Raw genomic sequence first — 25,451 nt, forward strand, 5'->3', positions numbered from 1 at the left:
ATTCAGGCCTCCTCTTCTCGTAGGATGTTCGTGGGTGTCTGTAATTCCAGCTCTTCCTTGAGCTGATGCAGTGAATCTCCCAAAGAGCCCAGCTTATGGCGGATTTCGTCATCGCTGCTTGATTCCAGCATGATTTTGTACAGGCTTTTCTCGATAGATTCCTTCTTCTCCAGCCGCTCCAGAATCACATCCAGTCCGCCGATGACCAGCTCGAACATGTTGATCTTCTCATGCAGCAGGCTCAGGATATGCTCTTCAATCGTGCCCTTGGTGGACAGGTTATGAATGTGAACATCGTTCTGCTGACCGAGGCGGTGGACGCGTCCGATCCGCTGCTCCACCCGCATGGGATTCCACGGCAGATCAAAATTAATCATATGGTGGCAAAATTGCAGGTTGATGCCTTCACCGCCGGCTTCTGTGGCGATCATAACCTGGGCCTTGCCCCGGAACAGGTCCATCATCCAGTCTTTTTTACCGCGGTTCATGCCTCCCCGATAAGGAACGGAGGTCAGCCCGTGATCGCGGAAATAGTTCAGTAAATACTCCTGTGTTGCCCGGTATTCGGTAAAGACGATTACTTTTTCATTCATGCCCTGGATGAGCTCGATCGCTTTCTCTGCTTTGGTGTTGGCTTTAACGGCTTTAATCAAATGAACCAGATCCCAGATCCGGTCGCGGACAGGAGAATCCTCGGGCAGCTTCTTAGCCAGGTTCACGAGGGTGACAAAGACGGCATCGCGGCTGCTGCACACCTCCCGCTGCAGGGTGACGAGTGACAGCATGCTGCTCATATTACCCCCGGCTGCCTGATACTGATCCTTCACAAATGACGTAACTCCGTCATAGAGTGTCTGCTCGTCATCAGAGAGCTGGAGCAGTGCATTACGCACCGATCGTTTGGTGAATTGTACCGGCCCCTCTCCCCGGCGATTGCGGATCATGACCTTGGCCAGCTCGTCCTTCAGCTGCTCCTGATTCTTCGGTCGGCGCTTATCCACGACAAAGTTGGCCGAGAATTCGCCCTGGCGGCCGAGCTGGCCCGGCTTGAGCAGGGTAATCAGGTTAAACAGCTCGCTGAGATCATTTTGCACGGGTGTAGCGGTGAGGAGCAGGCAATATTTTTTACGCAGCTTCTGAATAAATTGATAGTTGGTCGTCTTCTTGTTCTTCAGCTTGTGCGCCTCATCAATGATCAGCATGTCATATTCCTCATTGAGTAACAGGTTCTGATGGGGCTCCCGCTTGGCAGTGTCCATAGAGGCGACGACGATGTCATTGCCCCAGGAGTAGGCTTTTTTCTGGGCGATGGCCGGAATGCCGAACTTGGAGTTGAGCTCCCGCACCCATTGCAGCACGAGGGAGGCCGGGACGAGAATGAGCACCTTGGAGACGAGGCCGCGGATCATATATTCTTTTAGAATCAGGCCGGCTTCGATCGTCTTGCCCAGTCCTACCTCATCGGCAAGAATGGCCCGTCCGGACATTTGGAACAATACCTTTTGAGCTGTATCGATCTGGTGGGGAAGAGGAGATAGGCTCCCGATCTGCTTCAGGCACTGTAATTCCTCAAAGCTCGTGACCAGGGAGGCCTCTTCACCCTGCAGCGCTAAGCGGGACAGTGCGTAATCTCCCCAGGGACCGCCTTTGTCCAAGCGGCTGTGCAGGTCATGAAGCCAGGTTCGGTCTAGGTGAAGGGGAACAGGGATGCGCTGATCCGTAATAATATGGCTGGAGTCCGATGACGATGAGTTCAGGTGAATCTCCTCCTTTTGATTTAAGTGTCCGGGCATGCGGTGTAAAAGTAGTATGGACGAAAAAAAGAAGCTTCATAACCAGAGACTGTCATTATAAGGTGCTGATCCATTCATTGATGAAGGAGGTCGTTGAGAATGAAGGGTAAAAGGGTGCACAGGCTGGAGGGGCTTAGCGAGAAGATTTTTCTGGACCGATACGCCTGGAAAAATAGCGATGTCCAGCAGGCCAAGGTGGGGGATGTGGTTCTCGTGCTGACGAAGGACGATCCTAAATTTCCCGCCAAGGAGGTCGGTGAGATTGTTGAGCGGGAAGGAGATCACGTTACGGTGAAGACTCGCTCGGGAGAGCTTGTCACTACAGAGGCAGAAAAGCTGACCTTGACGGTGGAGAGTACACCGGAAGAAATGTGGGATCGGCTGGCGGGCGCGATGGCGTCAGCAGAGCCTACAGCGGCGCTGCAGCAGGAATGGAAGCGTAGATTCCGGCATATTCTGGATGGCTGGAAGCTAGTTCCAGGGGGGCGTATTGCAGCCGGGGCGGGTGCAAGCGATGAGCTGACGCTCTTTAACTGCTATGTGATCCCTTCCCCGCAGGACAGCCGAGGCGGCATTATGAAAACGCTGGGCGAAATGACGGAGATCATGTCCCGTGGCGGCGGGGTTGGCATCAATCTGTCTTCCCTTCGCCCTCGCCGCGCTCTTGTTCGCGGCGTAAACGGCGCCTCCAGTGGTGCCGTGTCGTGGGGTGGGCTGTTCAGCTACACCACGGGCCTGATTGAGCAGGGCGGGAGCCGCCGGGGGGCCCTGATGCTGATGATGAATGACTGGCATCCCGATGTGCTGGATTTTATTACGGTTAAGCAGAAGATGGGCGAAGTGACCAATGCGAATCTTTCGGTCTGTGTCAGCAATGCCTTTATGAAGGCGGTCAAGGAGGATGCATCGTGGGAGCTGGTATTTCCGGACACCCGCGACGCGGCGTACGACGAGAGCTGGAACGGAGATCTGGATGCCTGGAAATCAGCCGGTCATAAGGTCATTCCTTACAAAACCGTCAAGGCTCGCGAAATCTGGCATACGATTGTGGAATCGGCATGGAAATCGGCAGAGCCGGGTGTCGTGTTTATGGAATATTACAACCAGATGTCGAACAGCTGGTATTTTAACCCTATTATCTGTACTAATCCGTGCGGAGAGCAGGGACTGCCAGGCTGGGGTGTATGCAATTTATCGGCCATAAACTTATCCAGGTTTTACGATGACTGCAAGCAGGACGTTGCCTGGGAGGAGCTGGCGGAGACGACCCGCTGGTCGGTACGTTTTCTTGATAATGTAATCGATACGACGCCGTATCATTTCCCGGAAAATGAAGAGAATCAAAAAAAGGAACGCCGGATCGGCCTGGGCACGATGGGCTTGGCGGAGCTGATGATCAAGCTGAAAATTCGTTATGGCAGCCCGGAATCGCTGGAATTCCTGGACAAGCTATATGGCTTTATCGCCCGTGAGGCTTATCTGGCATCCGCAGATATTGCGATGGAGAAAGGCTCGTTTAAGGCTTTTGATGCAGAGCTGTATCTGCAGAGCGGCTTTATGAAAAATATCGTTGAGGTCTATCCGGAGGTAGGCGAAGCCGTTCGCAGCAAAGGCATCCGAAACGTAACGGTCATTACACAGGCGCCGACGGGCAGCACGGGCACGATGGTGGGTACCTCGACAGGCATTGAGCCCTACTTTGCATTCAAATATTTTCGCCAAAGCCGCCTAGGCTATGATGAGCAGCTCGTGCCCATAGCTCAGGAATATCTGGACAGCCATCCGGGGGAAGAGCTGCCGAGCTATTACGTGACGGCGATGGAGCTGTCGGCGGAGGATCATATTGTGGCACAGGCCGCCATTCAGCGCTGGGTGGACAGCTCAATCTCCAAAACGGCGAACTGTCCGGCAGATTTTACGATCGAGGATACGAAGCGGTTGTATGAGCTTGCCTTTGACCTGGGCTGCAAGGGTGTGACCATTTATCGGGACGGCAGCCGGGATGTGCAGGTGCTGCAAACAGAGAAGAAGGAGCAGGACCTGTCTGTGAAGGAAACATCGGCACAGTCCGCAGGGGACGGACCGGATGCGGAATTGAGGGAGCAGGTTGTTTCTCCGGAGCCGGGGGCCTCAAGGGGGACGGAGGAGGACCATGGTGGATCAGCAGGGGCAGGAACAGCCGGTGGAAAAAGCAGTCTGGATCAGCAGTATAAGAGACGTCCTGCCGTACTGCGCGGTGCTACTTACAAGATGAACACGCCTTTCGGCATGGCGTATATTACCATCAATGATTTGAATGGTATCCCGGGAGAAATCTTTCTGAATGTCGGCAAAGCAGGCTCTGATGTATTTGCCATGGCGGAAGCTCTAGGGCGCGTATGCTCTCTGTTTCTGCGCTATGGGGATCATGGCAACAAGGTGGAGCTGCTCATCAAGCACCTTAAAGGCATCGGCGGTTCCGGGGCTATTGGCTTTGGTGTTAACCGCGTAGAATCTATTGCCGATGCCGTGGCCAAGGCGCTGGAGCTGCATGCAGTCAGTGCCAGCGGTCAAGGAGAGACTAGCGCAGCAGGGACGGGGCTGGCTGGAGGCGGTGAAGGCGGTGTTAAGATGAGCATAGAGCTTGGAGATGGTGCAGTCGAGACTCATGCAGAGATGAGCGCTGCCGCTAGGGCTGAGACGGACGGGGCTGATGAGCAGATCGCCGGCTCGCGGGATTTGTGCCCCACCTGCGGCAGTGCAACATTGATCAACATCGAGGGCTGCAAAACGTGCAGCAGCTGCGGCTACAGCCGCTGCTCGTGAGGCACGTGGCGGAACTAAAAGCGGCTTGTTTGTTAAGCGGGAGAAGCTTTATCCTATGTATGTAGGTAGCGAAGCACGAAGCCTGTAGGTCATCATGATGGCCTGCAGGCTTTTTTTTGTGCTTTTGAGCAGGCATGTAGTATAGGAGGTGGTTTTTCATTGTTAGAAATCTGTAAGTCACCACAAGATCCTTCCGCCGTGCTGGAAATAAATGTGGCTAAAAAAGTGAGCGTTCATGTACTGAGGCATTCATTTGCAGCTCATTTGCTTGAAGCGGGCACAGATTTTCGTTATATTCAGGAGCTGCTCGGCCATGCCAGCAACCGTACAACCGAGCGTTACACCCATGTGACGGTAAAAAATGCGAGACGGATCAAGAGTCCATTGGACTTCTAATTTTGTTTCATTAGCGATATAGAAAAATCTGTAGAAGGAATAAAGGTCGATGCTTAGTCACATCGCATAACATCCTCCCAAACGGGTATTTACGAAGTTCATTAAACCACGTATTATTAACGTATTCGTGAAGTTCGTGAATAAGAGGTTATACGAAAGATATGGAAACAAATAAATAAGAATTAAAGAAGATAAATACATTCTCAGAAAGGATAATTATGAAACTTGTAATCATATTTGGACCTCAAGCCGTCGGAAAGATGACGGTAGGTCAAGAGTTAGAAAGAAAAACGGAACTGAAGTTGTTTCATAATCATATGACAATCGAACTTGTCTCTCATTTCTTTAGTTATGGAAGCGAATCCGGAAAGCGATTAGTCGGACTTTTCAGAAAGAAAATCTTTGAGGAAGTAGCTGCTAGTGATTTAGAGGGATTGATATTCACATATGTTTGGGGTCTGGATATTCCAGCAGACTGGGATTACATCAAAAACGTATCAAATATATTTGAATCTAAGGGCGGATCTGTTTATTTGGTTGAACTGGAAGCAGACCTAGATGTGCGATTAGTACGAAATAAAAGTGATAATCGTTTGTTACATAAACCGTCTAAAAGAAATTTTGAACAATCTGAAAGAGATTTATTAATAACATTGGAAAACCATAGACTAAATTCACTTCCAGGAGAATTTGAAGGTAAGAATTATATGAAGATCAATAACACAAATTTAACAGCAGATATTGTAGCACAAATGATAATAGAACAATTTGAACTCTAAGAGGAATTTGAGGGAAGTTTCAATGAAGTCAGATCCTTCGTATAACGACATATTAACGCATCATGCATTCGCCCTCGGTCTCAGAAGTAAATTCGAAGAAGTGGTTGCTGGGACACACTCGGCATTCGCCGGGCGTCGTGAATATGAGAAATGTTAGGCGAAAGATCGAAGATTAAATAGTCTGGAGTGTTCAAGGATGCTTGAAGAAAAACTAAAAACAATGTTGCTTAAGAATCCTAGGACGATTCCGGATTTAAAGATGGTAAAGACATTAGGTTTAAAAAACTGGTATATTGCTGCAGGATATACCCGCAATCAAGCATGGGATCAAATACATAATATAGAAGAGTTTTTTAACCTAAATGATGTTGATGTTGGAATGAACCGCCGAGAGAAGCTAATGAGTGGACCTTATCCTCGAATGAATGTTCTGACAAATCAACATATATTGAAATAAACTTTGAACAGGGCAGACCTGTTGGCATAAATGATGAGCGCATGGAATTGGTTCAGTGGCCGAGTTGACCATGTAGAGAACCGCTTAGTAGGGATTAAAACAAGAGAAATCTATGAAGCTCCAGCAGCAGTGCTACTGCATGCTTCACACGCAGCAATAGAAACCCTAACTCTTTCAAAAAAGAGCAATCTCGATTGAAATCTTTCATCTCACGAGAATATTCAGACATGGTATATAACGGATTATGGTTTTCCGCTTATCATCAAGACTTACTAAGATTTATGCCGTTGGATTCAATGTAGTTGGTCGTAATTCTGATTATTCGTTGTTCAATCCTGGATTGGCTACATACGAAACAAGTGACCAATTCGATCACAATGCATCCGTTGGGTTCATTAAAATATTTAGTTACAGTATTACTAATCAGGCACAAAATCAATTAATTCGTGCACTGCCTCACCAACTTTAAATCGTTTGATTGAACCGCAATAAGTATGGGGGTCTGAGAATTTTGAGGAAAATTGCCAAGCTTGAGTGGTCATTTTTAAAATTCAATTTAATTCAGTCACTCGAATATCGTTTTAATTTTGTATTGGGAACTATATATGAGTTAATTGAAACATTAACTACTTTATTATATTTTTATGTAATTATCTCTCAGGTCCATAGCATCGCTGGATGGGGAATGAAAGAAACTGCATTTGTGACTTCATTTGCGTACTTCATCGACGCAGTCTGTACATTTCTGTTTGTCAACGGGTTAGCTGCTATGCCATCGATGATCGAAAACGGGAAGCTCGATTTCTTACTTCTTCGTCCAACGAACAAGCAGTTTCTTTTATCTTTTTGTTCTCCGAACACGACCCAAATTTTAAATTTAGTAGTTTCAACAATATTGATGATCGGTACTTTAGTGTACTTTGATGTTGCAGTCTCATTTATACAAGTTTTAGTTTTCTTTATAAGTGCAATCTTTTCCGTGATTTTAATGTATTCAATTCTAAGCATAATAACTAGTTCCTCATTCTGGTTTATAAGAATCGGAGGCCTTTGGTCTATTGTGTTTACTTTCCATATGGCAGCTACAAGACCAGGTCAAATTTATTCAAAGGGTTTACGGATTATCATGACACTAATAATTCCAGGGCTAGTTGTTCTGAATGTGCCGGTTAATATTCTATTTTCAGGTGACATACATCTTCTTTATACCCAAACATTACCGATCACAGTTGGTTTTTTAGTATTAAGTGTCCTTGTATTCAAAAAAGGTTTGGAGAAGTACACTAGTGCTGGAAGTTAAAAAGAATGGAGTTGGAGTATAGCCATGACCCAGTCAGTTATAGTAGTAGAAAATCTATCTATGCGATTTAAATCATATAAGAAAAAAGAGGGAATTTTAGGGTCTATTACTAGTTTGTTCTCAAGAGAATTTCATAATGTTGAGGCAATCAAAAATCTCTCCTTTAAAGTTGAACATAATGAAATTGTTGGTTTATTAGGTTCTAATGGGGCGGGTAAAACGACCCTGATTAAATTAATGAGTGGTATACTTTGTCCAAGTGAGGGTTCGATCAAAGTACTCGGTTCTAACCCTTTTAAAAAGGAACATAATTTTCTAAAACGAATAGCAGTGGTAAGTGCAAGTAAAGGTCAACTGTTTTGGGATCTTTCCGCACTTGACAACTTTGTGTTGTTGAGAGAAATTTATGAGATTGATTCAATTAAGTATAATAGGATACTCAACGAATTAGCTCAGAAACTGAATGTCGAGCATCTGCTAAAGACCCAAATCAGACGCTTATCTTTAGGCGAACGGATGAAGATGGAAATTATCGGCTCTCTATTGCATTTACCAGAACTTATTTTTTTAGATGAACCAACAGTTGGGCTGGATGTCACGTCAATGCAAGAATTACGCAGCTTCTTAATTACACATGCAAAGGAAACAAAATGTACAATTATCATTACAAGCCACAATCTTACTGATATTGCAACCTTATGTAATAAACTTTTGTTAATTAGCAAAGGTAGAATTCATTACTCTGGTACTATGAGTGATTTTCAAGAAGAATACGGAAATAAAAAAACGCTTACAGTTATTTTTGATAATGATATGCAAAACAGCATCGATGTCTTTAATAAAATAATAGACTCTGAATTGGATTATACTGTTGAAAATGACAAATTGATAGTGTCTATTGAGGGAGCAAAAATTACCAACTTAACACATGTTCTTTTAAATCAATTTAGTGATCGAATTATGGATATTAAAATTGAAGAACCCCGTATAGAAGATTTGATACAAGAAATTTTATTTGAGGGGAAAGTTAGTCTAAATGAAAATGTTAGAAGTAGTTAAGCTTGAAATGAAACGAGGACTCGTTTACAGAGTAGATACTTTAATTAATCTAATCTACCCTGTAATACGTTTCTTGGTTCATTATTCATTATGGATATATATTTATGAAAATCTAACAGATGCTGAAAGCCTTTTTGGTTATAATAAGAACCAAATGGTAACTTACTTTTTATGTGCATATGTAATTTCAGTAATCATTAAATCTGATGCGACAGATTTGGGGAAGCAAATAAGAGATGGTAGTATAGAAAAGTATATGATTCGGCCCTTCACTTTTTTGACTTACAAACTATCTCAAAATCTTGGATCTAGAATAATTCCGATAATATGTTTACTACCATTTCTATTAATTGGAGGTTTATTGTTACAAAAAAACATTGAGCTTCATTTGACAGCAATGAATATACTATATCTATTAATCGCTGTAACAATTGGTTTTATTATAAACTTTTATATTGATTTCATAATCGGAATGAGTGCCCTGATTTTTGATGAAGTATGGGCAATTAACGCTTCAGTGAATCACATAAAGAGATTTGTTTCAGGTGAATTTATACCCTTGAGTGTGTTGCCGGCAGTGGTTTTCAATTTCGTTTCATTCAGTCCATTCTACTTTATTATTTATCTTCCAGCTAAAATCAGTGTATCGTCGAACGCTGATCATGAGATTCTACTAAAATTGCTGGTTGGTGTGGGGTGGATTATTGTGTTAGCGACAATGGTATCTTTAATTTGGAAAGTGCTATTACGTAGGTACATGACATTTGGGGGGTAAATGTATGGAAGCAGAAAAGGTAAGGGAAATAGTTCAAGAAATTATCTAAAATGATAATTTTAAGAATGATGATGATCTTGTACTGTTTGGTTTAGATTTAATGAATGCAATGCGAATTGTTGTGCAAATGGAGTGTACTTTTCAGTTATTAATTAACTTTTCAACTATTAATAAAATATATCCAAGCTATACGATGTTACAAAAAGGTTGGTTTTGTAATTGATTCAATAGTAGAGAGTGTTTATCAGCCAAAACACGGAGAGAACTGGAATAGGATTGAGATGATTCTAGACAAAAAGAATTGGTGCAAACTCGAAGATGGCATTGACATCAGATAACAATATATTAACGCATCGGGCCTTCGCCCTCGGTCCCAGAAGTAAATTCAAAGAAGTGGTTGCCTGTACACACGCGGCTGTCGCCGAGCGCCGTGAATATGAGAAACGTTATCTGAACCCCCGAAGAATATAAGCACAAACAACTTATAAAGAAGGAATGAAAGAAATGAAAAACACCTTAATTGTTAGACAGGCAACAATCGAAGATCTGGAGGAATTATCCTACCTCTTTAATGATTATAGAGTATTTTATAGACAAGAGTCTGATTTTGAAGGAGCAAGGAGGTAAAGGATTAGGATTGTCAACTGCATTCGACAATGAAAGAGCTCAAAGAATATATGAACGAAATGGATATAAGAGGGTTAAAGAGTTCTACCATTACTATTTAAGTCTATAGAAACATATGAATGCATATTCAAATTCAAAGAAGGTCTGGGCATCAGATAATAACGTTATTCACGCTGCGGACCTGACGGCCCTGGGTCTGCCAGAGGCATTTCGGGGAAGCGGATCCAGACAGACAACCCTGAAAGGCTAAGTCATCGACCCGGCGGTCTAGATCGCTGCGCTAGATCGATAGGTTACCTTAGCCAGTGAGGGTTTAAGAATGCCTGAACGTTAGCTGAAATCAATGAAAATGCATCGAAATGAACTATGATAGTCGATGTTGAGATGGTCTTGTCAGTGGAGATTTTTGAAGTGCGAAAGTGCGAATAATATTGCACGATAAGTATGATTACCTAAAAAATGAAAGCGATTAGAATGGACGAATAGCGAAGAAGATTGAAAAGGGTTTAGAGGATCATGAACAGCGTAGAGGTTTAAAGAGCGAATTTGTTTTCAGAGCAATAGTGTCTGGGTAGAAGCAAATCGAAGAGGTCATTGACTTCAGCTATCATTTCATTTTTGAAGCGAGACATGCGTCTCTTGGTTGGTCAGATGAAAGTGAAGTTGTGGGTGAACTTAGGCGAACAACCCTGCAAGGCTAAGTGGCAGAGCCACCTAACGTATTCGCTCGGGTTCTTAAATGCCTGATTCTTATCAGAAATCTCCGCATAATAAAATTAAAATCCAAATGGTCTTTAAACTTTTATCTTATTAATAGATTGGGATGGTGATATTTTGAAAACTATTTATTTCATACTATTGATAATTTTAGTTTCTGGATGTGGAAGTATAAATCCAAAGTATTCAACAAATATAAGTGTTGAAGAAGGAAGTGATGTAGAGATGAATGGGAATAGTGACTCAATTGAAAAACCCAATCATATTAATTTAGTTTTCAATCCATTAATGATGGAAGATATCAAAAGCAATACTGAGATTACAACAAAGTGGGAATTGATTAAGTCAATTCCGTTTGGTGAAATAGAAGGAAATGAAGTTGAACTAGAAATATACAAATCAAACTCAAAAGAGGATAATTTGAGAAGTGAACTAAATGGGATATTAAAAACTCAAGAGGTTCAGCTTGTTATTTCTGATTTGGCTGATTCTTTTATTGAAAAGAAGGAATTAGATTGTTCGCAATTTTGCTTGTTCCAACGCATATTTGCTGAGCAAGAACAATATGAATTACTCGGAAGCGTGGAACTTTACTCCAATGGCCCTGGCAATAGATTATACATTGTTTACGATTTAATTAACGATAAATTTAAATCGTTTAATGCATGGGGAGAACCTTACTTTATTGATTTGGATGATGATGGAAGCGATGAGTTTATCATTGAATTTCAAGGACTACATATGTCTTTGCCAGATATTACTATTATAAAAGCCTACAATGGAAAGCTAGGATTTAGTGAATCAGTATTTAGTTCCATTCAAAGGAATCCTGGAGATTTTGCTACACTTAATATCAATAATAATCCTCCAACAATTATGATTTCAAATGTTCAATCTGATTTAGAAAAGATTCATAACTATATTTATAATCAAGGGGTTTTAGAGAGGACTGAATCAAAATTAAAGTAATTCGAAGTCGGGGCCATATTATAAATCAGCGCAAATAAAACAGGAGTGACTAACATGTAATTCATTTTAATATTTGGACCACAAGCCGTTGGAAAGATGACGGTAGGTTACGAACTGAGCCAAATAACAGAACTAAAATTATTCCATAATCATATGTCGATTGAATTGTGGCTCAATCTAAAAATTAGCGGTTGAATTATTCAACTTGATAACCGCAGTCGATTACATTCAATTAAAATACCAGCTTTGTAGCAGTGCAGCTTACGCGTGAAATAGTGCCGACGCTGTACGCCGTGATACGATCATACCACCCTTTTACCCTCGCGTTAGTCCAACGACAACGATGGTTGCCGGGCGTTGTGAACATAAAAACGTTAACTGAAACCAATAGGATTGTATTGAAAGTGTATTATGATAGTCTTTGGTTAGATAGCCTTATCGGTAAAGAGTTTTGAAGTGCGAAAGTGCGGAGGAGTATCAAATGCCGAATTTTCTAAGGAGGAGAATGAATGATTAATAAAGTGTGAATCAGAGTGGATTTGATTGTAGAGTAGCCCTACTGGTGTAGAAGCAAATCGAAGAGGTCATTGACGTCAGTTAACAATATATTTTCGCTTCGGACATGCGTCCCTCGGTTCGCCAACAGAAGCGTGAATCAGAAATTCGTGAAAAGCCTAAAACACAAAAAAGGCGGTGGTTCATTGATTACTCTAAGAACCGAAATCATTATCAATGCGCCGATTCAGATTTGTTTTAACTATGCCAGAGATATTGAATTACATACTAAAACTGTTTGGCCGCATTCAAGAGAATTTGTTCAATTAATGCATGAAAGTTTTGTGAATGTGAGAACGTTACGAGAACTCTTGCAAAGACTCTTGCAATACTCATAAAACCGATTACAGGAGGAATAAATGATCGAAGGCCTTTTTGCGTACAACATTGATAAAGTAGCATTTCAACTTAAGGAAGAAATTGATATCATTTGGTTACAAGATATGGGATATGTTTTTAAAATATTTGATCAACAGGATTCAGGTAATATTTGCTTTGGTGTAGAGAAAGATGGGCAGAAGAAGTTTGTTAAATACGCTGACACCAGGCACCAGGCCTGTTGAATATCATCAAGGAGATCCTGCTGAAGCCGTTTTGAGATTGAAAGCTGCAATTCGAATTTATGATGAACTCAAGCATACCAGTTTGATCGAGCTCCTGGATCATTTTAGTGTTGATGGTGGTTATGTTGCTATTTTCAAGTGGTTTGATGGCGAATGCCTTCATCCTCACTGGTTGTATCCCCCCAGCCAAATATACAGATCCCGGTTCCCCGTTTTATAGATATAAGCATCTAACAGTTGAACAGAGAGTACAGTCATTAGAAGCAATATTTAATTTTCATATGTATGTAGAAGAAAAAGGGTATGTAGCCATTGATTTTTATGACGGAAGTATTCATTATGATTTTATAAATAATGAAACTAAAATCTGGGCTCAAAACAGAAATTAGTGCTTAACGAAATAAACCTAGGATGAAAATGGAAAAACATCTGCCAATCCTGTATTGTTGTAAGTCCCAACAAACAACAAAAGGAATAAACAGATGCAGACACAGTATATCAATGAAATGCTCAACTTGCCAGAATTAAAATTCACCACATTCTATCCATCGATGCCAATGAGCTTCACATCGAAGCTCATCCACGAGGCGACAAGCAATGCTGCGGATCCGACCAACATGTCATTCGTAAAGGAAGCAATGCATGCGCATTGTTCGTCATCTTAGCGTATTTGAGAAAAAAACCTATCTGCACGTACCGTCTATTCGAATGTATTGTACACGCTGCGAAGCTGGTTTGTATGGACGTATGATTTCGTCGGCTTTAAGCAGCGCTATAGCAGAATCTTTCGCTCTCGAACCGTTGAACAAGCCCTGGGTTCCACGGCTGCGCATAGCGCCCGAATGCAACAAGCGCCGACCAGTACGGTACAACGCATGTATAACGAGACGGTTCCGGTGGAATGTGAGCGAATCTATGAGCGTGCCTGGGAAGAAGCGCAAGCCACGACAGACCTGGTTTTGGGTGTCGATGACTTTGCCATTAAGAAAGGTCATACGTATAACACTGGCATTCACAACCTCAAAGGCGAGACCATGCTGGACTTCCTGCCAGGTCGAAAGCTAGAGGAGTTGCGGGCGTATTCCAAGGAGCATCCTGGATTCCGGCTGCTAAAACCCAAAGCGGTGGTTATGGACTTGTTGGCCCGGGCTTATCATGCCTGGATCAGCGAATGCTTTCCACATGCAATCCGCATCGCGGATCGATTTCATGTTTACGGCTATGTGATCGAAAGCGTGTAAGAAGTTCGAAATATGTTCACGCTTCGGCGGACAAGCCGCCTCGGTCTCGGAAGATAAGTTGGAGAAGTTGATGTCGGAACACATCTGCACCACCTAAACCTCCTGCGGAGGTTCGTGAATGCAAAAACATTAGACGAAACCACGTAGAGTCATTGGATTGGAGGCATTTCATGAAAGGAAGGAAGTATCATCGCCATCTCGGAATATATGGGATATGCATTTACAATAATAAATTACTTATAATACATAAAAACAGAGGTTCATATATAGGTCGGTAGATCTTCCTGGTGGAAGTATGGAACTAAATGAAACGATTCTTAATACTGTATACCGGCCACCCGGCGCATTCGCGCCTTAAGCCTTTCGGGTTCGTAAATGCAGAAACGTTAAGTGAAATTATTGTAAGAGAATGGAGAGATCAGTATTTTGAATGCTCAACAACTTGCTCTTCAAGCATGTAGAAAATCTAAGGAATTCTTATTACCTGGAATATCAGAGAGAGAATTTTCTGATATATGTGAAAGAATAATGAAATCCCTTGGAGCTGAGGATTTATGGTATCAAATGCTTGTGAATTTCGGTCACAATACAATCTATTGCACAAGAGGAGATCATTTACCTTCTAATGAAGTAGTATTGAATGATGAAGATTTGGTTTTGCTTGATTTTAGCCCCAAAGTAAATGGTCTTTGGGGAGATTATTCTGAAACCATAGTAATTGGACATAAAAAAGAGATGATTCAATTAACCGAGGATGCTAAATCCATATTTCTTAGAACGTTTGGACATGCAAGCAAGTGTAAAACAATTGGCGAGATATTTACCTATTGTAATGATCTGATAGTTCAAAAAGGATATAAATTACTAGACCCCAATGGAAACATTGGACATTCTATTGAAAATTATAATAATCAGAGCCAAAGAATCTATATTAGTCCAGAGAATGCGAATGTATTGTTAGCCGATAGGAATTGGGCAATTGAACCACATATAGGTAAAGGTATATATGGGGCTAAATTCGAAGATGTGATTATGAAGTGACATTTTCATCACAAAAAAGCAATAACATTACCTAACAAAATAATCACGCATCTGGCATTCGCCCTGGTTGCTGGGACACACCCGGCTGTCACCGAGCGTTGTGAATATGAGAAATTTGCAACCGCTCGCCCTCCAAGAGCTGTAAAAGTCTTATTTGCAGAAGAACTTCAATCGATCGGATCTTACATTTACTATAATGGTGCATGCATTTCTTGCCAGGAAGCGAGTATAGATGAACATTATCCGATTGACTTACAACTCTCTAATGAAGGTTAATTAGCGGGACAAGCCTGCACAGCCTAACCGCGTCGCGGCCACTCTCGTTGATCGTTTAAGCCAGTGAGGGTTCGTCAATGCACGAACGTGATAAGAAATCAGGGGAAAGGCATAAATAATGAGTTACATCAAGAAGTTATATTTTCTTTTGCCATGTAGAATCCTGCGGATCTCTACAATATCACCTAAAACTACATAGAAGACAAGATAAGATTCAACGAGTAACATTCTATAGTTTAATATTTGAAGCCTAGTATCTTTTGGAATTGCACCACAATACGGGAAAGTTTCGAGAATAGATATAGATTGATCAATTTTGTCAGCCATTAATAATGCTGCCTCTGGATTATCAAGCATGATATAATGGATGATATTCAATAAATCCTCCTCAGCTATGGGCAAGTATTCAATATTATACGTTTTGTCCACTGATTAGACTCCTTAGATTTTTCATCACTTCAGCATGACTTTTCCTTTCAATACCATCATTACTTTGCTTTTCGGCTATAGCAAGTTTCTGATACAACTCAATTAGTGCTTGCTGTTGTTCGTAAGCAGCGTGACTCATGACGACGAGGTCGCTTTGACCATTTTTAGTTATGAAAACTGGTTCACCATCATGATGAGCTATTTCAGAAATTAAGTTAAAGTTGTTTCTCAGATCTGATATTGGACGAATCGTAGGCAATCTGACCACCTCATTCATTATGATGCCATTAATATTATCATAATAATGATAAAGAATACATGGACTAAAGTGCTTTTTGAAAGAGAATACAAAGAGGCCCCCTGACATTTTATAACATCATATTCACGCATCGGGCATTCGTCCTCGGTCCCAGAAGTAAATTCGAAGAAGTGGTTGCCTTTACACACCCGGCTGTCGCGGATCGCCGTGAACATGAGAAACGTTAAGCGAAATTCTCGCAAATCCTAAATGCATAGGAGAAGTTTAAATGAAGCGAATAATGATCATTGGGTCTGGTGGAGCAGGTAAATCCACTCTTTCAAGGCAACTTGGAGATATTTTAAATATACCCGTATATCATTTAGATGCATACTATTGGAAACCAGGATGGATATCAACATCTAATGATGAATGGGATGATTTTCAAGAAAGACTTGTGCTTGAAGAATCGTGGATTATTGATGGGAATTATGGAAGAACACTTGATATACGAATGACACAAGCGGATGTAATAATACTTTTAGATTTTTCAAGATGGATAACTACTTATAGAGTAATTAAGAGAAGGCTCATTTATCACGGAAAGACAAGACCAGACCTTAATGAAGATTGTCCTGAAATTCTGGACTTTGAATTTATTAAATGGGTCTGGAATTTTAAAAAGACAAAAATTCCAGGAATTATGGAAAAGCTAATGGAATATCAAGATAAGAAGATTATAGTATTGAAATCACCCAAAAATGTAGAAAAGCTTATTAAACAGATAAAGACAATTGGTGTAGGTTATTTCAGAGAAGGCGAGAACTGATAACAAGGAATAGTATTCAGACTTTTGATTATTTAATCCCTGAAGCATTTGTAGCAATATCGAGGATGTCAGGTGATTTTGATAACAACATATTCACGCATTGGACGTTAACTGAAACCAATAGGATTGTATTGAAAGTGTATTATGATAGTCTTTAGTTAGATAGCCTTATCGGTAAAGAGTTTTGAAGTGCGAAAGTGCGGAGGAGTATCAAATGCCGAATTTTCTAAGGAGGAGATGAAAATTAAAAAATCTACTGAAAAGAAAATCGTTGTGTATGTAATAATTGCTGCAGGGTTACTTGTTACAGTAGGGGCGCTTTTTTTATATGGTATGAAGAATTTTATCGAACTGAACTGACACGGAGCTATATTAATAGAAAGTGTGAATCAGAGTGGATTTGATTGTAGAGCAGCCCTACTGGTGTAGAAGCAAATCGAAGAGGTCATTGACGTCAGTTAACAATATATTTTCGCTTCGGACATGCGTCCCTCGGTTCGCCAACAGAAAGCGTAATCAGAAATTCGTGAAAAGCCTAAAACACAGAAAAGGCGGTGGTTCATTGATTACTCTAAGAACCGAAATCATTATCAATGCGCCGATTCAGATTTGTTTTGACTGTGCCAGAGATATTGAATTACATACTAAAACTGTTTGGCCGCATACAAGAGAATTGGCTGTTGACGGTGTCAGGCATGGTCGAATTGGACTTGGGGAAACGGTCACATTTGAAGCAAATCATCTTTTAGTAAGACAAAGACTAACTTCAAGAATAATAGAATATGAAGAACCTAAGCTATTTACTGATGAAATGCAAAAAGGAATATTTAAGAGCTTAATCCATCGACATGAATTTATCGAACAAGGTGGGAAGACATTGATGATTGATATTCTAAGATTTGAAGCTCCATTTGGAATCGTTGGCAGGATGGCAGAGCAATTATTATTAAGGAGATATATGAAGAGATTTTTAGAATATAGAAATGCCAACTTAAAGAAATTAATCGAAGAGAATGTGTGAGTAATTCAAGATGTCACGAACATCCAACAAAACAAATTTACGCTACGGGGCTGCCGCCGCTTGGTCAGCGCGAGATTTCAAGGAAGCGAATCAGGTGGACAACGCTGCGCAGTCTAATCGCATCACGGCCGTTTCTTTTGGCCACTGAAGGCAATGAGGGTTCGTGAATGTAAGAACGTTATATGCAATTAGGAAAAAACTATCAAAAGGAGAACTTATGAAAAAATTTATTGAAGAACCAAAAGGGACTACATATAAAGAGTTATTAAATGTAGCTTTTAGCATATGTGACGAGTTTCTATTAGTTAAAAGGGATCAGCATGATCTAAATGAAAACGGTGAAAAATTTATTGAAGAGATAAAGCCATATGTAAAAGAAATAAAGAGACAAGAAGAGTGGCCGGGAACAACCTTACTTGGACATTACGCAGATGTTTATTATTTTCATTGCCATCAAGAATTAAAAGAAATTTTAACAAATAAAACAGAACGTTTATACCAATGGTTAACACCTGAATTACTTGAAGATATATGCTTCTTAAAGAATGGGGAAGTATGGTTAGCTACTGTAGCACATGAAAAAATAGGGGTTATCATGTCAAAAAATCAAAGCGAACTCGAAAGAGTCATAGGAATAGAAGGAATTACAATGTCATAAAAGATAATGAAGTGATTACAAAATATAACATAGTATCTGCGCTGCGGGCTTTGCCCATACGCGTAAGAAGATGTACAAAGAGAGGTGAATTCAGCTCACGATCCTGCGAAGCTAAGTCCGTTTGATCTGGTTACGTTGCTCCCTTGGGCCTCTCGGGTTCTTAGATACATGAACGTTGGATAAAACTTATCAGCCTGCGTATCAGCGGTTATCTTTGTTCACTTAATGCATGAAGGTTTGTGAATGCGAAAGAACGTTGCGAGAACTCTTGCAAAAACTCTTGCAAAAACTCATAAAACCGATTAAAGGAGGAATAAATCATCGAAGGCCTTTTTGTGTACAACATTGATAAAGTAACATTTCAACTAAAGGAAGAAATTGATATCATTTGGTTACAAGATTTGGGATATGTTTTTAAAGTATTTGATCAACAGGATTCAGGTAATATTTGCTTTGGTGTAGAGAAAGATGGGCAGAAGAAGTTTGTTAAATACGCTGGCGCCAGGCCTGTTGAATATCAAGGAGATCCTGCTGAAGCCGTTTCGAGATTGAAAGCTGCAATTCCAATTTATGATGAACTCAAGCATACCAGTTTGATCGAGCTCCTGGATCATTTTAGTGTTGATGGTGGTTATGTTGCTATTTTCAAGTGGTTTGATGGCGAATGCCTTCATCCTCACTGGTCGTATCCACCCCCAGCCAAATATACAGATCCCGGTTCCCCGTTTTATAGATATAAGCATCTAACAGTTGAACAGAGAATACAGTCATTAGAAGCAATATTTAATTTTCATATGTATGTAGAAGAAAAAGGGTATGTAGCCATTGATTTTTATGACGGAAGTATTCTTTATGATTTTATAAATAATGAAACTAAAATTTGTGATATCGATTTTTATCAAAAAAAACCATTTTTCAATAATATGGGCAGACTTTGGGGATCTTCAAGGTTCATGTCTCCTGAAGAGTTTGAATTAGGAGCTAAAATCGATAGCCGAACCAATGTATACAATATGGGAGCTATTGCATTTGGGCTATTAGGTGGAGAACTTGATAGAACCTATGAGAAATGGGAAGCTGGCAAGGAACTTTATTTTGTCGCCTGCAATGCGATTAACGCTGACAAGAATATGAGGTATCCATCTGTTAAAGATTTTTATAATGCTTGGTACATTCGCTAATTGTTCCGCCGCAACCGATTTGAGCAAGTAACAAATCCTGATGAGGGAACATAGCTGTTATAAAATTATGCTTTTGACAGGATCGAAGAGAAAAGAAGTACATAATTTCTACGAAGAATGTGGTTTTCAGAAAGATGTAAAGACCGGATTTGTCCTAAAATTGATGTGAACCTAATTGAAAGAATGGCCTTTTTTCAATACCTTGCCATCCCGATCAGCACGGTAATCATGAAAGATCCCTCCTGCACTCTTTCATTGAGTGACTTCAGGCAGCGGATTAATAAACTCATGATTCCGAACCCAAACGACAATCAACAAAGCAAATATATTCTCGTAAAAAGCGGATTCTGTATAAGTTATTGTGTACGGCATAGGAGTAGCGTATCATGTTTAGAGCGAAGACTATCTAGAATACCCATACAGGAGGCTGCAGCATGGCTAAATCAAAGGTACCCAAAAGACCTACCAGAGATGAGTTTGTACTCGAAGAACTCGGAAATCAGCTTACAGAGGCGTATAACGAGAAGTCAGAGATTGTGCTTACAGTTTGGGGCTGGGAAGAAACCGTTACAGGGACGATCGTAACGATGGACCCAAGAACAGGCAGGGTACATATTCAAACTAATGAAGGATTGGTTAAAGTTCCGTTTATGGATATCATGGAAATGAACTATCCAAGATATTAAACAAGCAAAACCCGCTCGCTGAGCGGGTTCCAGGTATAAAGGCGAGTCATGATAGGATTGCTTTCACCCTGCATATTCGCTATTACTAACGTGTGGTTTTTGTTTGATTAGGACTTGTATTCGCTATAATAGGCAGCATTTTCTCGCTTTTCTCCATCAAGGCATTGCACTGGCCGCATACCGGTTGAACTAGAAACACAAAGTTATCTCTCATCCATCCGTTGCACTCTTCATTAGTGCATGACCATATCGTTGTCATTTCCTCCGGAAGATCCACCATCGGTCTTTTCCGCGAATAGTACAAGAAGCATCCCTCTTTCTCTTTTGGAGTCATGAAGTGAGTAAAAAAAAGCCCCAAAACTAGGTTTGGGACTTTCTAACCGTGATTTACAGTTTAACAACGTTCTCGGCTTGTGGGCCGCGGTTGCCTTGTACTACATTAAATTCTACACGCTGACCTTCGTCAAGCGATTTGAAGCCGTCGCCAGTAATGGCACTGAAGTGCACAAATACGTCGTCTCCGCCTTCTACCTCGATGAAACCAAAACCTTTGTCTGCATTAAACCACTTTACTGTTCCTTGCTGCATGATTCATTACCTCCATATATTTGATTTTTACAATTCCAAGAAAAAATCACATATTGTACAAGGTTATCATCAAAATCATAACCCTCTACAATATGTGAGTTCAGGTTGAAATTCTAACTATTCAAGATTATCACAGCTGTTATTAGAATGTCAAGCTTTAGTGTGTCTCTTTATTTAGAAACGGAGAGCATGGATTTAAGTCAGACAAGGAAGGACATAATGGTAACAAAAAAGAGGTGAACAAATGCAGTATCCTATTGAACAGAAAATATTATGGGGCTACGCAGCGGTGATGGTAGCAGGTGCCGTTATTTTCGCGGTATGGTCTTTTAACCGCAAGCAGGTTCCACGCTACGAATACCTGATAGCCTTTATCATTCCAGTGTGGTCCGGGGCCGCTTATCTGTCGATGGCTATGGGACAAGGTCACATCGTCAAAGACGGCCATCTGATTTACTTTGCACGGTATCTGGATTGGATCGTCACGACTCCTCTTTTGCTGGTTGCCCTTGCCACCACCGCTATGAGCACCGTTCCCAAGGACCGGGTCATCCTGTGGGGCCTTGTCGCTGCAGATGTATTTATGATCCTTACGGGGTTAATTGCAGACCTGTCCCCGCGACCGGAGCAATACGTGTGGTACAGCCTGGGCTGCGCCGCGTTTCTGATCATTATGTATGTCATATGGGTGCATTTGCGCATCATTGCCCGAAGCCAAAACCCGAGTCTATACAAGCATTTTCTCATGACTGCTTCTTATCTGACTGTTCTGTGGTTTGGATACCCTACCCTGTGGATCATTGGGCCTTCAGGCTTCGGATGGACCTCCCAGGTTACAGATACTCTGATGTTCTGCCTGCTGCCCATCTTCTCCAAGGTGGGATTCAGCTTATTAGATCTCAGCGGTTTGAGGAGATTACACGGCAGGCCAGCCGGGAAAAAAGGGAACAGCCGCAAGCAGTCAGCAGCCGTCCGTTAAGCCTTTCTTTTGTTCCGCGCCTTGTCTTTTCAGCGATCTGTACGAGCGAATCAAGGCCGCCCGGGGCGGCCTTATTCGTGTTACCCTCTGTGGCTTGAATACTTTATTTGCGTCACTTGCGCATGTTAGGTGCGCCAAACAGCGCTGTTACGCTAACGGTTGCCAGAGTGCTTATTGCGGCTAATTTGCTGATTTTGTAATTCTAACGGTTGTGACAGTGCTTATATACCTGATTACGTGCGGTTTGGTCCCCAATAGACTCAATTAGCGTGTCTCACAACCATTAGAATGGGGGCGCTCCCGAAAAGGACTAAATAGCACCTGTGACAACCGTTAGCTTGCGGCGCACTTCGGGCGCCCCCCCACCTGGAGGAGTAGTCAAATCAATCGGATACGGGATCTCGTTTAATTCATTTTGCTGAGTTACAGCCTGGATTTCGGAGAGTGTCCCGTAAAAAGCATTTGCTTCAGGATTGGAGCTTCTTTCTGCATGTACAGAAGTGATTGAACTGCAAAGGAGTAAAGCTGCCAGGAAAACAGGGAGTATATACTTTCTTACAAACATTCCTTTCAACATCCTTTCGTATTGTTGGGAAATTTGGCAAAGCGGACGGTAGATAATAACTCCATTCTCCCTTCCTATTAATTTTGCGCTCTGCAACAACTCCCGGATGGTAGCCGGATGCAGATCAAGTTGCAGTTCACTCTCCTATAAAGGGCTACTGAATATATAACGATGATTTAAGGCGAAACCTGACACCTCTTTTTTAAATTCATACCAATTTTAGTGAAACATAACCATCTGTCGTGACGTCAATTAGGTTGGAGGTGTTTATGTTGAACAAGCTGATTGTTCTCCTTTTGATGGCCGTAATTTCGTGCTATTCTTCAGGACCGAATGAACCCCTAGCTGCCAAGTCGAGACCCACCCCATCTGCCACAGAAAATGTTAACAGCGAACCTTTTGCAGCTCAGATCTCTATCCCGAAGCAGGTGAAAGCAAATGAGGAATTTGTAATTTCTGCTGAGTTGCAAAATAAAACTGGACGGGATCTGGAGATTACAACGGGAAGCACGGCATATTACTATGTTGTATGGGACAGTGACGGCAAGGTGATCAATTCTTCGATTGCAAGAGAGGATATTGGAGTTGTGCGTCCGATGTCGGAGGGGGATATCATTTCAGAAAAGTCTCAATACCGGATTAAAAAACCGGGCACCTACGAAATTTCGGGAATTGCAGAATTTTCGATTCAAAACGGAGGAAAGAGTGAGGTCTACAAAATAGAGACGGCTCGAAAGTCCATTCAGGTAAATTAGCGTAAGTGATAGGCGGCCGCGCTGAACTGCTGAAGGAGAATTATTTCATCGGATACATACGTGGCCAGTCACACCTAAAAGCGCCGACACTGCTTTCAAGCATCGGCGCTTCTTTATATGCAAAACATCCGTTTTAGTACGGAAATGAGCTAAAAATATTATTGGGTCAAACGCCGTCGACAGGTCAGTGGATTCAAGGGTCAAGCGGTGCTACTGCAAATGTGAAAACGATGTGGGATGGGCGGTTTTTATATGTTTTCGCCAAAGTAAGCGATACGTTGTTAAGCGATGCCAGCAGCAATCCGTGGGAGGAGGACTCGCTTGAAATATTCATCGATCAGAATCTGGGGAAAACACCTTATTACCAAGCGGATGACGCACAGTATCGTGTGAATTTCGACAATGTGCAGAGCTATGGGGGCTCAGCTTCTTCAGCGAAGATGACATCCTCTGTCCTTACGGTTGCCGGGGGTTATCACATTGAGGCTGCCATCGATCTGGATGCGATTACAGAGCAGTCAGAGACGTTAATCGGCTTCGATCCAGGAGGCATGATTCTGGAGGATGACGGTGAAGTGAAGATTTACTATGGCGCTTCTGATACTGTGGAGTGTGTGGCTACCGCTGATGTCGATGACTTGGTCAAGCTGTGCCTGGAGCAGTCCGTATTGAAATAGGCAGCTAGTTTTATAGCGAAGCCTGCAGGTCACTATTGTGGCGTGCAGGCTTTGTGCTTTTTGTCGTTGTCGTTGTGAGCATCGCTGCAAGCGTATTGAGTCGTAGTCGTTCGGCACTTGCGCACGTTAGGTGCGCCAAGCAGCGCTGTTACGCTAACGGTTGCCAGAGTGCTTATTGCGGCTAATTTGCTGATTTTGTAATTCTAACGGTTGTGACAGTGCTTATATACCTGATTACGTGCGGTTTGGTCCCAAATAGACTCAATTAGCGTTTCTCACAACCGTTAGAATGGGGGCGCTCCCGAAAAGGACTAAATAGCACCTGTGACAACCGTTAGCTTGCGGCGCACTTCGGGCGCCCCTCCGGGCGCCCCTCAAGCGCACTTCGAGCGCCCCTCGGGCGCACTTCGGGCGCCCCTCGAGCGCCCCCGGGCCGCCCCCCAAGCGCCCCCCGGGCGCACCTGGAGCACCTGGAGCACTTAAAGCGCTTCTAGAGTAAGCTCGGATGCAAGTGCCTTCTCATAAGAAAATCCAGCTTTAAATGAGCTTCCGAAAGGCTCGTATTAGTTATGGTCATCTACAGCTTGCTGATTTCGAAAATGCTGAGGTGCCAAGCCTTCTAAGCGCTTGAAAACACGACTGAAATAGAAGGAATCTTGATAACCGATCTCGGTCGCAATATCTCCGACACTTTTATCGGTGTTAAGCAGGAGATGCTTGGCCCTTTGAACACGAAGCTCATGAATGTAGCTGATGATGGTAGTGTCAGCATACTTTTTAAACACCTGGCATAAATAACCGTATTTGCGCTGAATGGCCTGTTCCAGATTTTCTTTGCTAATATCCTTTTCATATTCATGATTTAAGTAATTTACAAGTTTCCGGTAAGTAATATAAGAAGTAGGAAAAGAAGCATGCTGATCAATCTGCTCCAGAAAGCCCGCAGCGATTAACCGCAAAATCTCACCCAGCAGCAGCGTTTGCTGAAAGCGAAAATATCCTTGAGGCGTATCCGACACAGTGACCAACTGTTCAAACAAGCCCAGTAGCGTGAAACGCTGGTTCGATAGATGCAGCTTGGGAATCACGAGCAAATCCTCGTGGCTGGCCTCATTTGTTCGAAGTTCGGTTTTCTCGGCATGGACAATTTTAAGGCCCGCACCTCCGGTTTGGAATACATTGATTTCAGGAGAGCACGAGAACTGTGTCCAGAAAAATTGCCCCTGCCGTTCATCCCGGTTCCATCCGGTATGCTGTTCCCACGGAAGCAGTAGAAGGGATTCCCCGGAGCGGAGTGTGTACTGCTGCTCTCCTACTCTAATATAGACGGGACCCTCAACGGCTGCGATCAGCTGATAGTGAGGGTTATAGTGATTCCACTTGAATGAAGGGGAGCTGGCATCAAATAATCCAGCCCATTTAACATCCAGTGAAGATAGTCTGGACAATGAATAATACATGGCTGCCTCCGTGTTCTAAGCTCATTGATACA

25 protein-coding genes and 9 pseudogenes are annotated in these 25,451 nt (G+C 42.2%); 26 read left to right on the forward strand and 8 right to left on the reverse strand.

Going from position 1 to position 25,451, the window contains the following annotated elements:
* Positions 1–2: 2 nt before the first annotated feature.
* Positions 3–1,793 carry a DEAD/DEAH box helicase gene (locus JJQ72_RS01300; protein WP_208202465.1) on the reverse strand — a complete coding sequence of 597 codons (1,791 nt, stop codon included), beginning with the start codon at positions 1,791–1,793 and terminating at the stop codon, positions 3–5.
* Between the two features lie 99 nt (positions 1,794–1,892).
* Here JJQ72_RS01300 and JJQ72_RS01305 point away from each other — a divergent pair, with 99 nt between their 5' ends.
* From JJQ72_RS01305 to JJQ72_RS20370, 13 genes and pseudogenes are all read left to right on the forward strand, one after another.
* The gene (locus JJQ72_RS01305; RefSeq protein ID WP_208202466.1) at positions 1,893–4,598 is read left to right on the forward strand and encodes an adenosylcobalamin-dependent ribonucleoside-diphosphate reductase; all 2,706 of its coding nucleotides are present in this window, start codon (positions 1,893–1,895) and stop codon (positions 4,596–4,598) included.
* Between the two features lie 204 nt (positions 4,599–4,802).
* Positions 4,803–4,994 (forward strand): annotated as a pseudogene (locus JJQ72_RS20355) (tyrosine-type recombinase/integrase); the annotation flags it as partial.
* 218 nt (positions 4,995–5,212) lie between these two features.
* Positions 5,213–5,773 (forward strand): DEAD/DEAH box helicase family protein, encoded by a 561-nt coding sequence (locus JJQ72_RS01315; protein ID WP_208202467.1) that lies wholly within the window; start codon positions 5,213–5,215, stop codon positions 5,771–5,773.
* A 259-nt stretch (positions 5,774–6,032) separates the two neighbouring features.
* Complete coding sequence (locus tag JJQ72_RS01320; protein ID WP_243895821.1) at positions 6,033–6,230, forward strand: nucleotidyltransferase family protein; 198 nt, start codon at positions 6,033–6,035, stop codon at positions 6,228–6,230.
* Positions 6,209–6,298: pseudogene (locus JJQ72_RS20785) on the forward strand (hypothetical protein); the annotation flags it as partial. The gene JJQ72_RS01320 and the pseudogene JJQ72_RS20785, both read left to right, overlap by 22 nt.
* Positions 6,264–6,428, forward strand: a complete 165-nt coding sequence (locus tag JJQ72_RS20790; protein ID WP_481856811.1) for a hypothetical protein — start codon at positions 6,264–6,266, stop codon at positions 6,426–6,428. The pseudogene JJQ72_RS20785 and the gene JJQ72_RS20790, both read left to right, overlap by 35 nt.
* 46 nt (positions 6,429–6,474) lie before the next feature.
* A complete protein-coding gene (locus tag JJQ72_RS20620) occupies positions 6,475–6,699 on the forward strand; it encodes an argininosuccinate synthase domain-containing protein (protein WP_208202470.1) in 225 nt (74 codons plus the stop codon).
* A gap of 42 nt (positions 6,700–6,741) precedes the next feature.
* Positions 6,742–7,530 carry an ABC transporter permease gene (locus JJQ72_RS01335; protein WP_208202471.1) on the forward strand — a complete coding sequence of 263 codons (789 nt, stop codon included), beginning with the start codon at positions 6,742–6,744 and terminating at the stop codon, positions 7,528–7,530.
* Between the two features lie 24 nt (positions 7,531–7,554).
* The gene (locus tag JJQ72_RS01340) at positions 7,555–8,589 is read left to right on the forward strand and encodes an ABC transporter ATP-binding protein (protein WP_208202472.1); all 1,035 of its coding nucleotides are present in this window, start codon (positions 7,555–7,557) and stop codon (positions 8,587–8,589) included.
* The gene (locus JJQ72_RS01345) at positions 8,567–9,364 is read left to right on the forward strand and encodes an ABC transporter permease (protein WP_208202473.1); all 798 of its coding nucleotides are present in this window, start codon (positions 8,567–8,569) and stop codon (positions 9,362–9,364) included. Before JJQ72_RS01340 ends, JJQ72_RS01345 begins: the two co-directional genes overlap by 23 nt.
* Positions 9,365–9,434: 70 nt before the next feature.
* Positions 9,435–9,587: pseudogene (locus tag JJQ72_RS20795) on the forward strand (hypothetical protein); the annotation flags it as partial.
* Between the two features lie 1,238 nt (positions 9,588–10,825).
* Positions 10,826–11,677, forward strand: coding sequence for a hypothetical protein (locus JJQ72_RS01350; protein WP_208202474.1), 852 nt, complete (start codon positions 10,826–10,828; stop codon positions 11,675–11,677).
* Positions 11,678–11,773: 96 nt separating this feature from the next.
* Positions 11,774–11,845, forward strand: a pseudogene (locus JJQ72_RS20370) (shikimate kinase); the annotation flags it as partial.
* A gap of 32 nt (positions 11,846–11,877) precedes the next feature.
* Here JJQ72_RS20370 and JJQ72_RS20800 read toward each other — a convergent pair.
* A pseudogene (locus JJQ72_RS20800) lies at positions 11,878–12,023 on the reverse strand (ISL3 family transposase); the annotation flags it as partial.
* Between the two features lie 568 nt (positions 12,024–12,591).
* Here JJQ72_RS20800 and JJQ72_RS20375 point away from each other — a divergent pair.
* From JJQ72_RS20375 to JJQ72_RS01370, 3 genes and pseudogenes are all read left to right on the forward strand, one after another.
* Positions 12,592–13,163 (forward strand): annotated as a pseudogene (locus JJQ72_RS20375) (serine/threonine protein kinase); the annotation flags it as partial.
* Positions 13,164–13,277: 114 nt separating this feature from the next.
* Positions 13,278–14,033 (forward strand): annotated as a pseudogene (locus JJQ72_RS20805) (transposase); the annotation flags it as partial.
* A gap of 429 nt (positions 14,034–14,462) precedes the next feature.
* Complete coding sequence (locus JJQ72_RS01370; protein ID WP_208202477.1) at positions 14,463–15,077, forward strand: M24 family metallopeptidase; 615 nt, start codon at positions 14,463–14,465, stop codon at positions 15,075–15,077.
* Between the two features lie 399 nt (positions 15,078–15,476).
* Here the strand turns inward: JJQ72_RS01370 and JJQ72_RS01375 are convergent, their stop codons facing one another.
* Both JJQ72_RS01375 and JJQ72_RS01380 read right to left on the reverse strand, forming a co-directional pair.
* A complete protein-coding gene (locus JJQ72_RS01375; RefSeq protein ID WP_138226299.1) occupies positions 15,477–15,782 on the reverse strand; it encodes a type II toxin-antitoxin system RelE/ParE family toxin in 306 nt (101 codons plus the stop codon).
* Positions 15,766–16,041, reverse strand: coding sequence for a type II toxin-antitoxin system prevent-host-death family antitoxin (locus JJQ72_RS01380; protein ID WP_138226298.1), 276 nt, complete (start codon positions 16,039–16,041; stop codon positions 15,766–15,768). Before JJQ72_RS01380 ends, JJQ72_RS01375 begins: the two co-directional genes overlap by 17 nt.
* Before the next feature lie 268 nt (positions 16,042–16,309).
* Between JJQ72_RS01380 and JJQ72_RS01385 the strand changes: the two genes are divergently transcribed.
* The 6 genes from JJQ72_RS01385 (at position 16,310) to JJQ72_RS01405 (ending at position 20,395) form a co-directional block, all read left to right on the forward strand.
* Positions 16,310–16,849, forward strand: coding sequence for a DNA topology modulation protein (locus JJQ72_RS01385; protein ID WP_208202478.1), 540 nt, complete (start codon positions 16,310–16,312; stop codon positions 16,847–16,849).
* A gap of 237 nt (positions 16,850–17,086) precedes the next feature.
* Entirely contained in the window at positions 17,087–17,209 is a 123-nt protein-coding gene (locus tag JJQ72_RS20625) for a hypothetical protein (protein ID WP_279591673.1), read from the forward strand.
* A 202-nt stretch (positions 17,210–17,411) separates the two neighbouring features.
* Positions 17,412–17,870, forward strand: coding sequence for an SRPBCC family protein (locus tag JJQ72_RS01390; RefSeq protein ID WP_208202479.1), 459 nt, complete (start codon positions 17,412–17,414; stop codon positions 17,868–17,870).
* A 217-nt stretch (positions 17,871–18,087) separates the two neighbouring features.
* Positions 18,088–18,528 carry a hypothetical protein gene (locus tag JJQ72_RS01395; RefSeq protein ID WP_208202480.1) on the forward strand — a complete coding sequence of 147 codons (441 nt, stop codon included), beginning with the start codon at positions 18,088–18,090 and terminating at the stop codon, positions 18,526–18,528.
* A gap of 335 nt (positions 18,529–18,863) precedes the next feature.
* On the forward strand, positions 18,864–19,709 hold the full coding sequence (locus JJQ72_RS01400) for a serine/threonine protein kinase (protein ID WP_347880706.1): 846 nt from the start codon (positions 18,864–18,866) through the stop codon (positions 19,707–19,709).
* Between the two features lie 434 nt (positions 19,710–20,143).
* Positions 20,144–20,395, forward strand: coding sequence for a YolD-like family protein (locus tag JJQ72_RS01405; RefSeq protein WP_138226294.1), 252 nt, complete (start codon positions 20,144–20,146; stop codon positions 20,393–20,395).
* Between the two features lie 85 nt (positions 20,396–20,480).
* On the opposite strand, the gene JJQ72_RS01410 is transcribed toward JJQ72_RS01405, so the two are convergent.
* Together JJQ72_RS01410 and JJQ72_RS01415 are read right to left on the reverse strand one after the other, a co-directional pair.
* The gene (locus tag JJQ72_RS01410; RefSeq protein ID WP_481856812.1) at positions 20,481–20,729 is read right to left on the reverse strand and encodes a cold-shock protein; all 249 of its coding nucleotides are present in this window, start codon (positions 20,727–20,729) and stop codon (positions 20,481–20,483) included.
* A 53-nt stretch (positions 20,730–20,782) separates the two neighbouring features.
* A complete protein-coding gene (locus JJQ72_RS01415) occupies positions 20,783–20,983 on the reverse strand; it encodes a cold-shock protein (protein ID WP_138226292.1) in 201 nt (66 codons plus the stop codon).
* A 244-nt stretch (positions 20,984–21,227) separates the two neighbouring features.
* On the opposite strand from JJQ72_RS01415, the gene JJQ72_RS01420 reads away from it, so the two are divergent.
* Positions 21,228–21,962 (forward strand): bacteriorhodopsin, encoded by a 735-nt coding sequence (locus tag JJQ72_RS01420; protein WP_208202481.1) that lies wholly within the window; start codon positions 21,228–21,230, stop codon positions 21,960–21,962.
* 310 nt (positions 21,963–22,272) lie between these two features.
* Here the strand turns inward: JJQ72_RS01420 and JJQ72_RS01425 are convergent, their stop codons facing one another.
* Entirely contained in the window at positions 22,273–22,527 is a 255-nt protein-coding gene (locus tag JJQ72_RS01425; protein WP_208202482.1) for a hypothetical protein, read from the reverse strand.
* A gap of 269 nt (positions 22,528–22,796) precedes the next feature.
* Here JJQ72_RS01425 and JJQ72_RS01430 point away from each other — a divergent pair, with 269 nt between their 5' ends.
* From JJQ72_RS01430 to JJQ72_RS20810, 3 genes and pseudogenes are all read left to right on the forward strand, one after another.
* Positions 22,797–23,282, forward strand: coding sequence for a hypothetical protein (locus JJQ72_RS01430; RefSeq protein WP_208202483.1), 486 nt, complete (start codon positions 22,797–22,799; stop codon positions 23,280–23,282).
* Positions 23,283–23,443: 161 nt separating this feature from the next.
* Positions 23,444–23,815: pseudogene (locus tag JJQ72_RS20630) on the forward strand (sugar-binding protein); the annotation flags it as partial.
* Positions 23,816–23,824: 9 nt separating this feature from the next.
* Positions 23,825–23,959, forward strand: a pseudogene (locus JJQ72_RS20810) (glycoside hydrolase family 130 protein); the annotation flags it as partial.
* 563 nt (positions 23,960–24,522) lie between these two features.
* On the opposite strand, the gene JJQ72_RS01440 reads toward JJQ72_RS20810, so the two are convergent.
* Entirely contained in the window at positions 24,523–25,419 is an 897-nt protein-coding gene (locus tag JJQ72_RS01440) for an AraC family transcriptional regulator (protein WP_208202485.1), read from the reverse strand.
* Positions 25,420–25,451: the final 32 nt, after the last annotated feature.

This window comes from Paenibacillus sp. F411 (assembly GCF_017582705.1).
Lineage (GTDB): Bacteria > Bacillota > Bacilli > Paenibacillales > Paenibacillaceae > Paenibacillus_AQ > Paenibacillus_AQ algicola.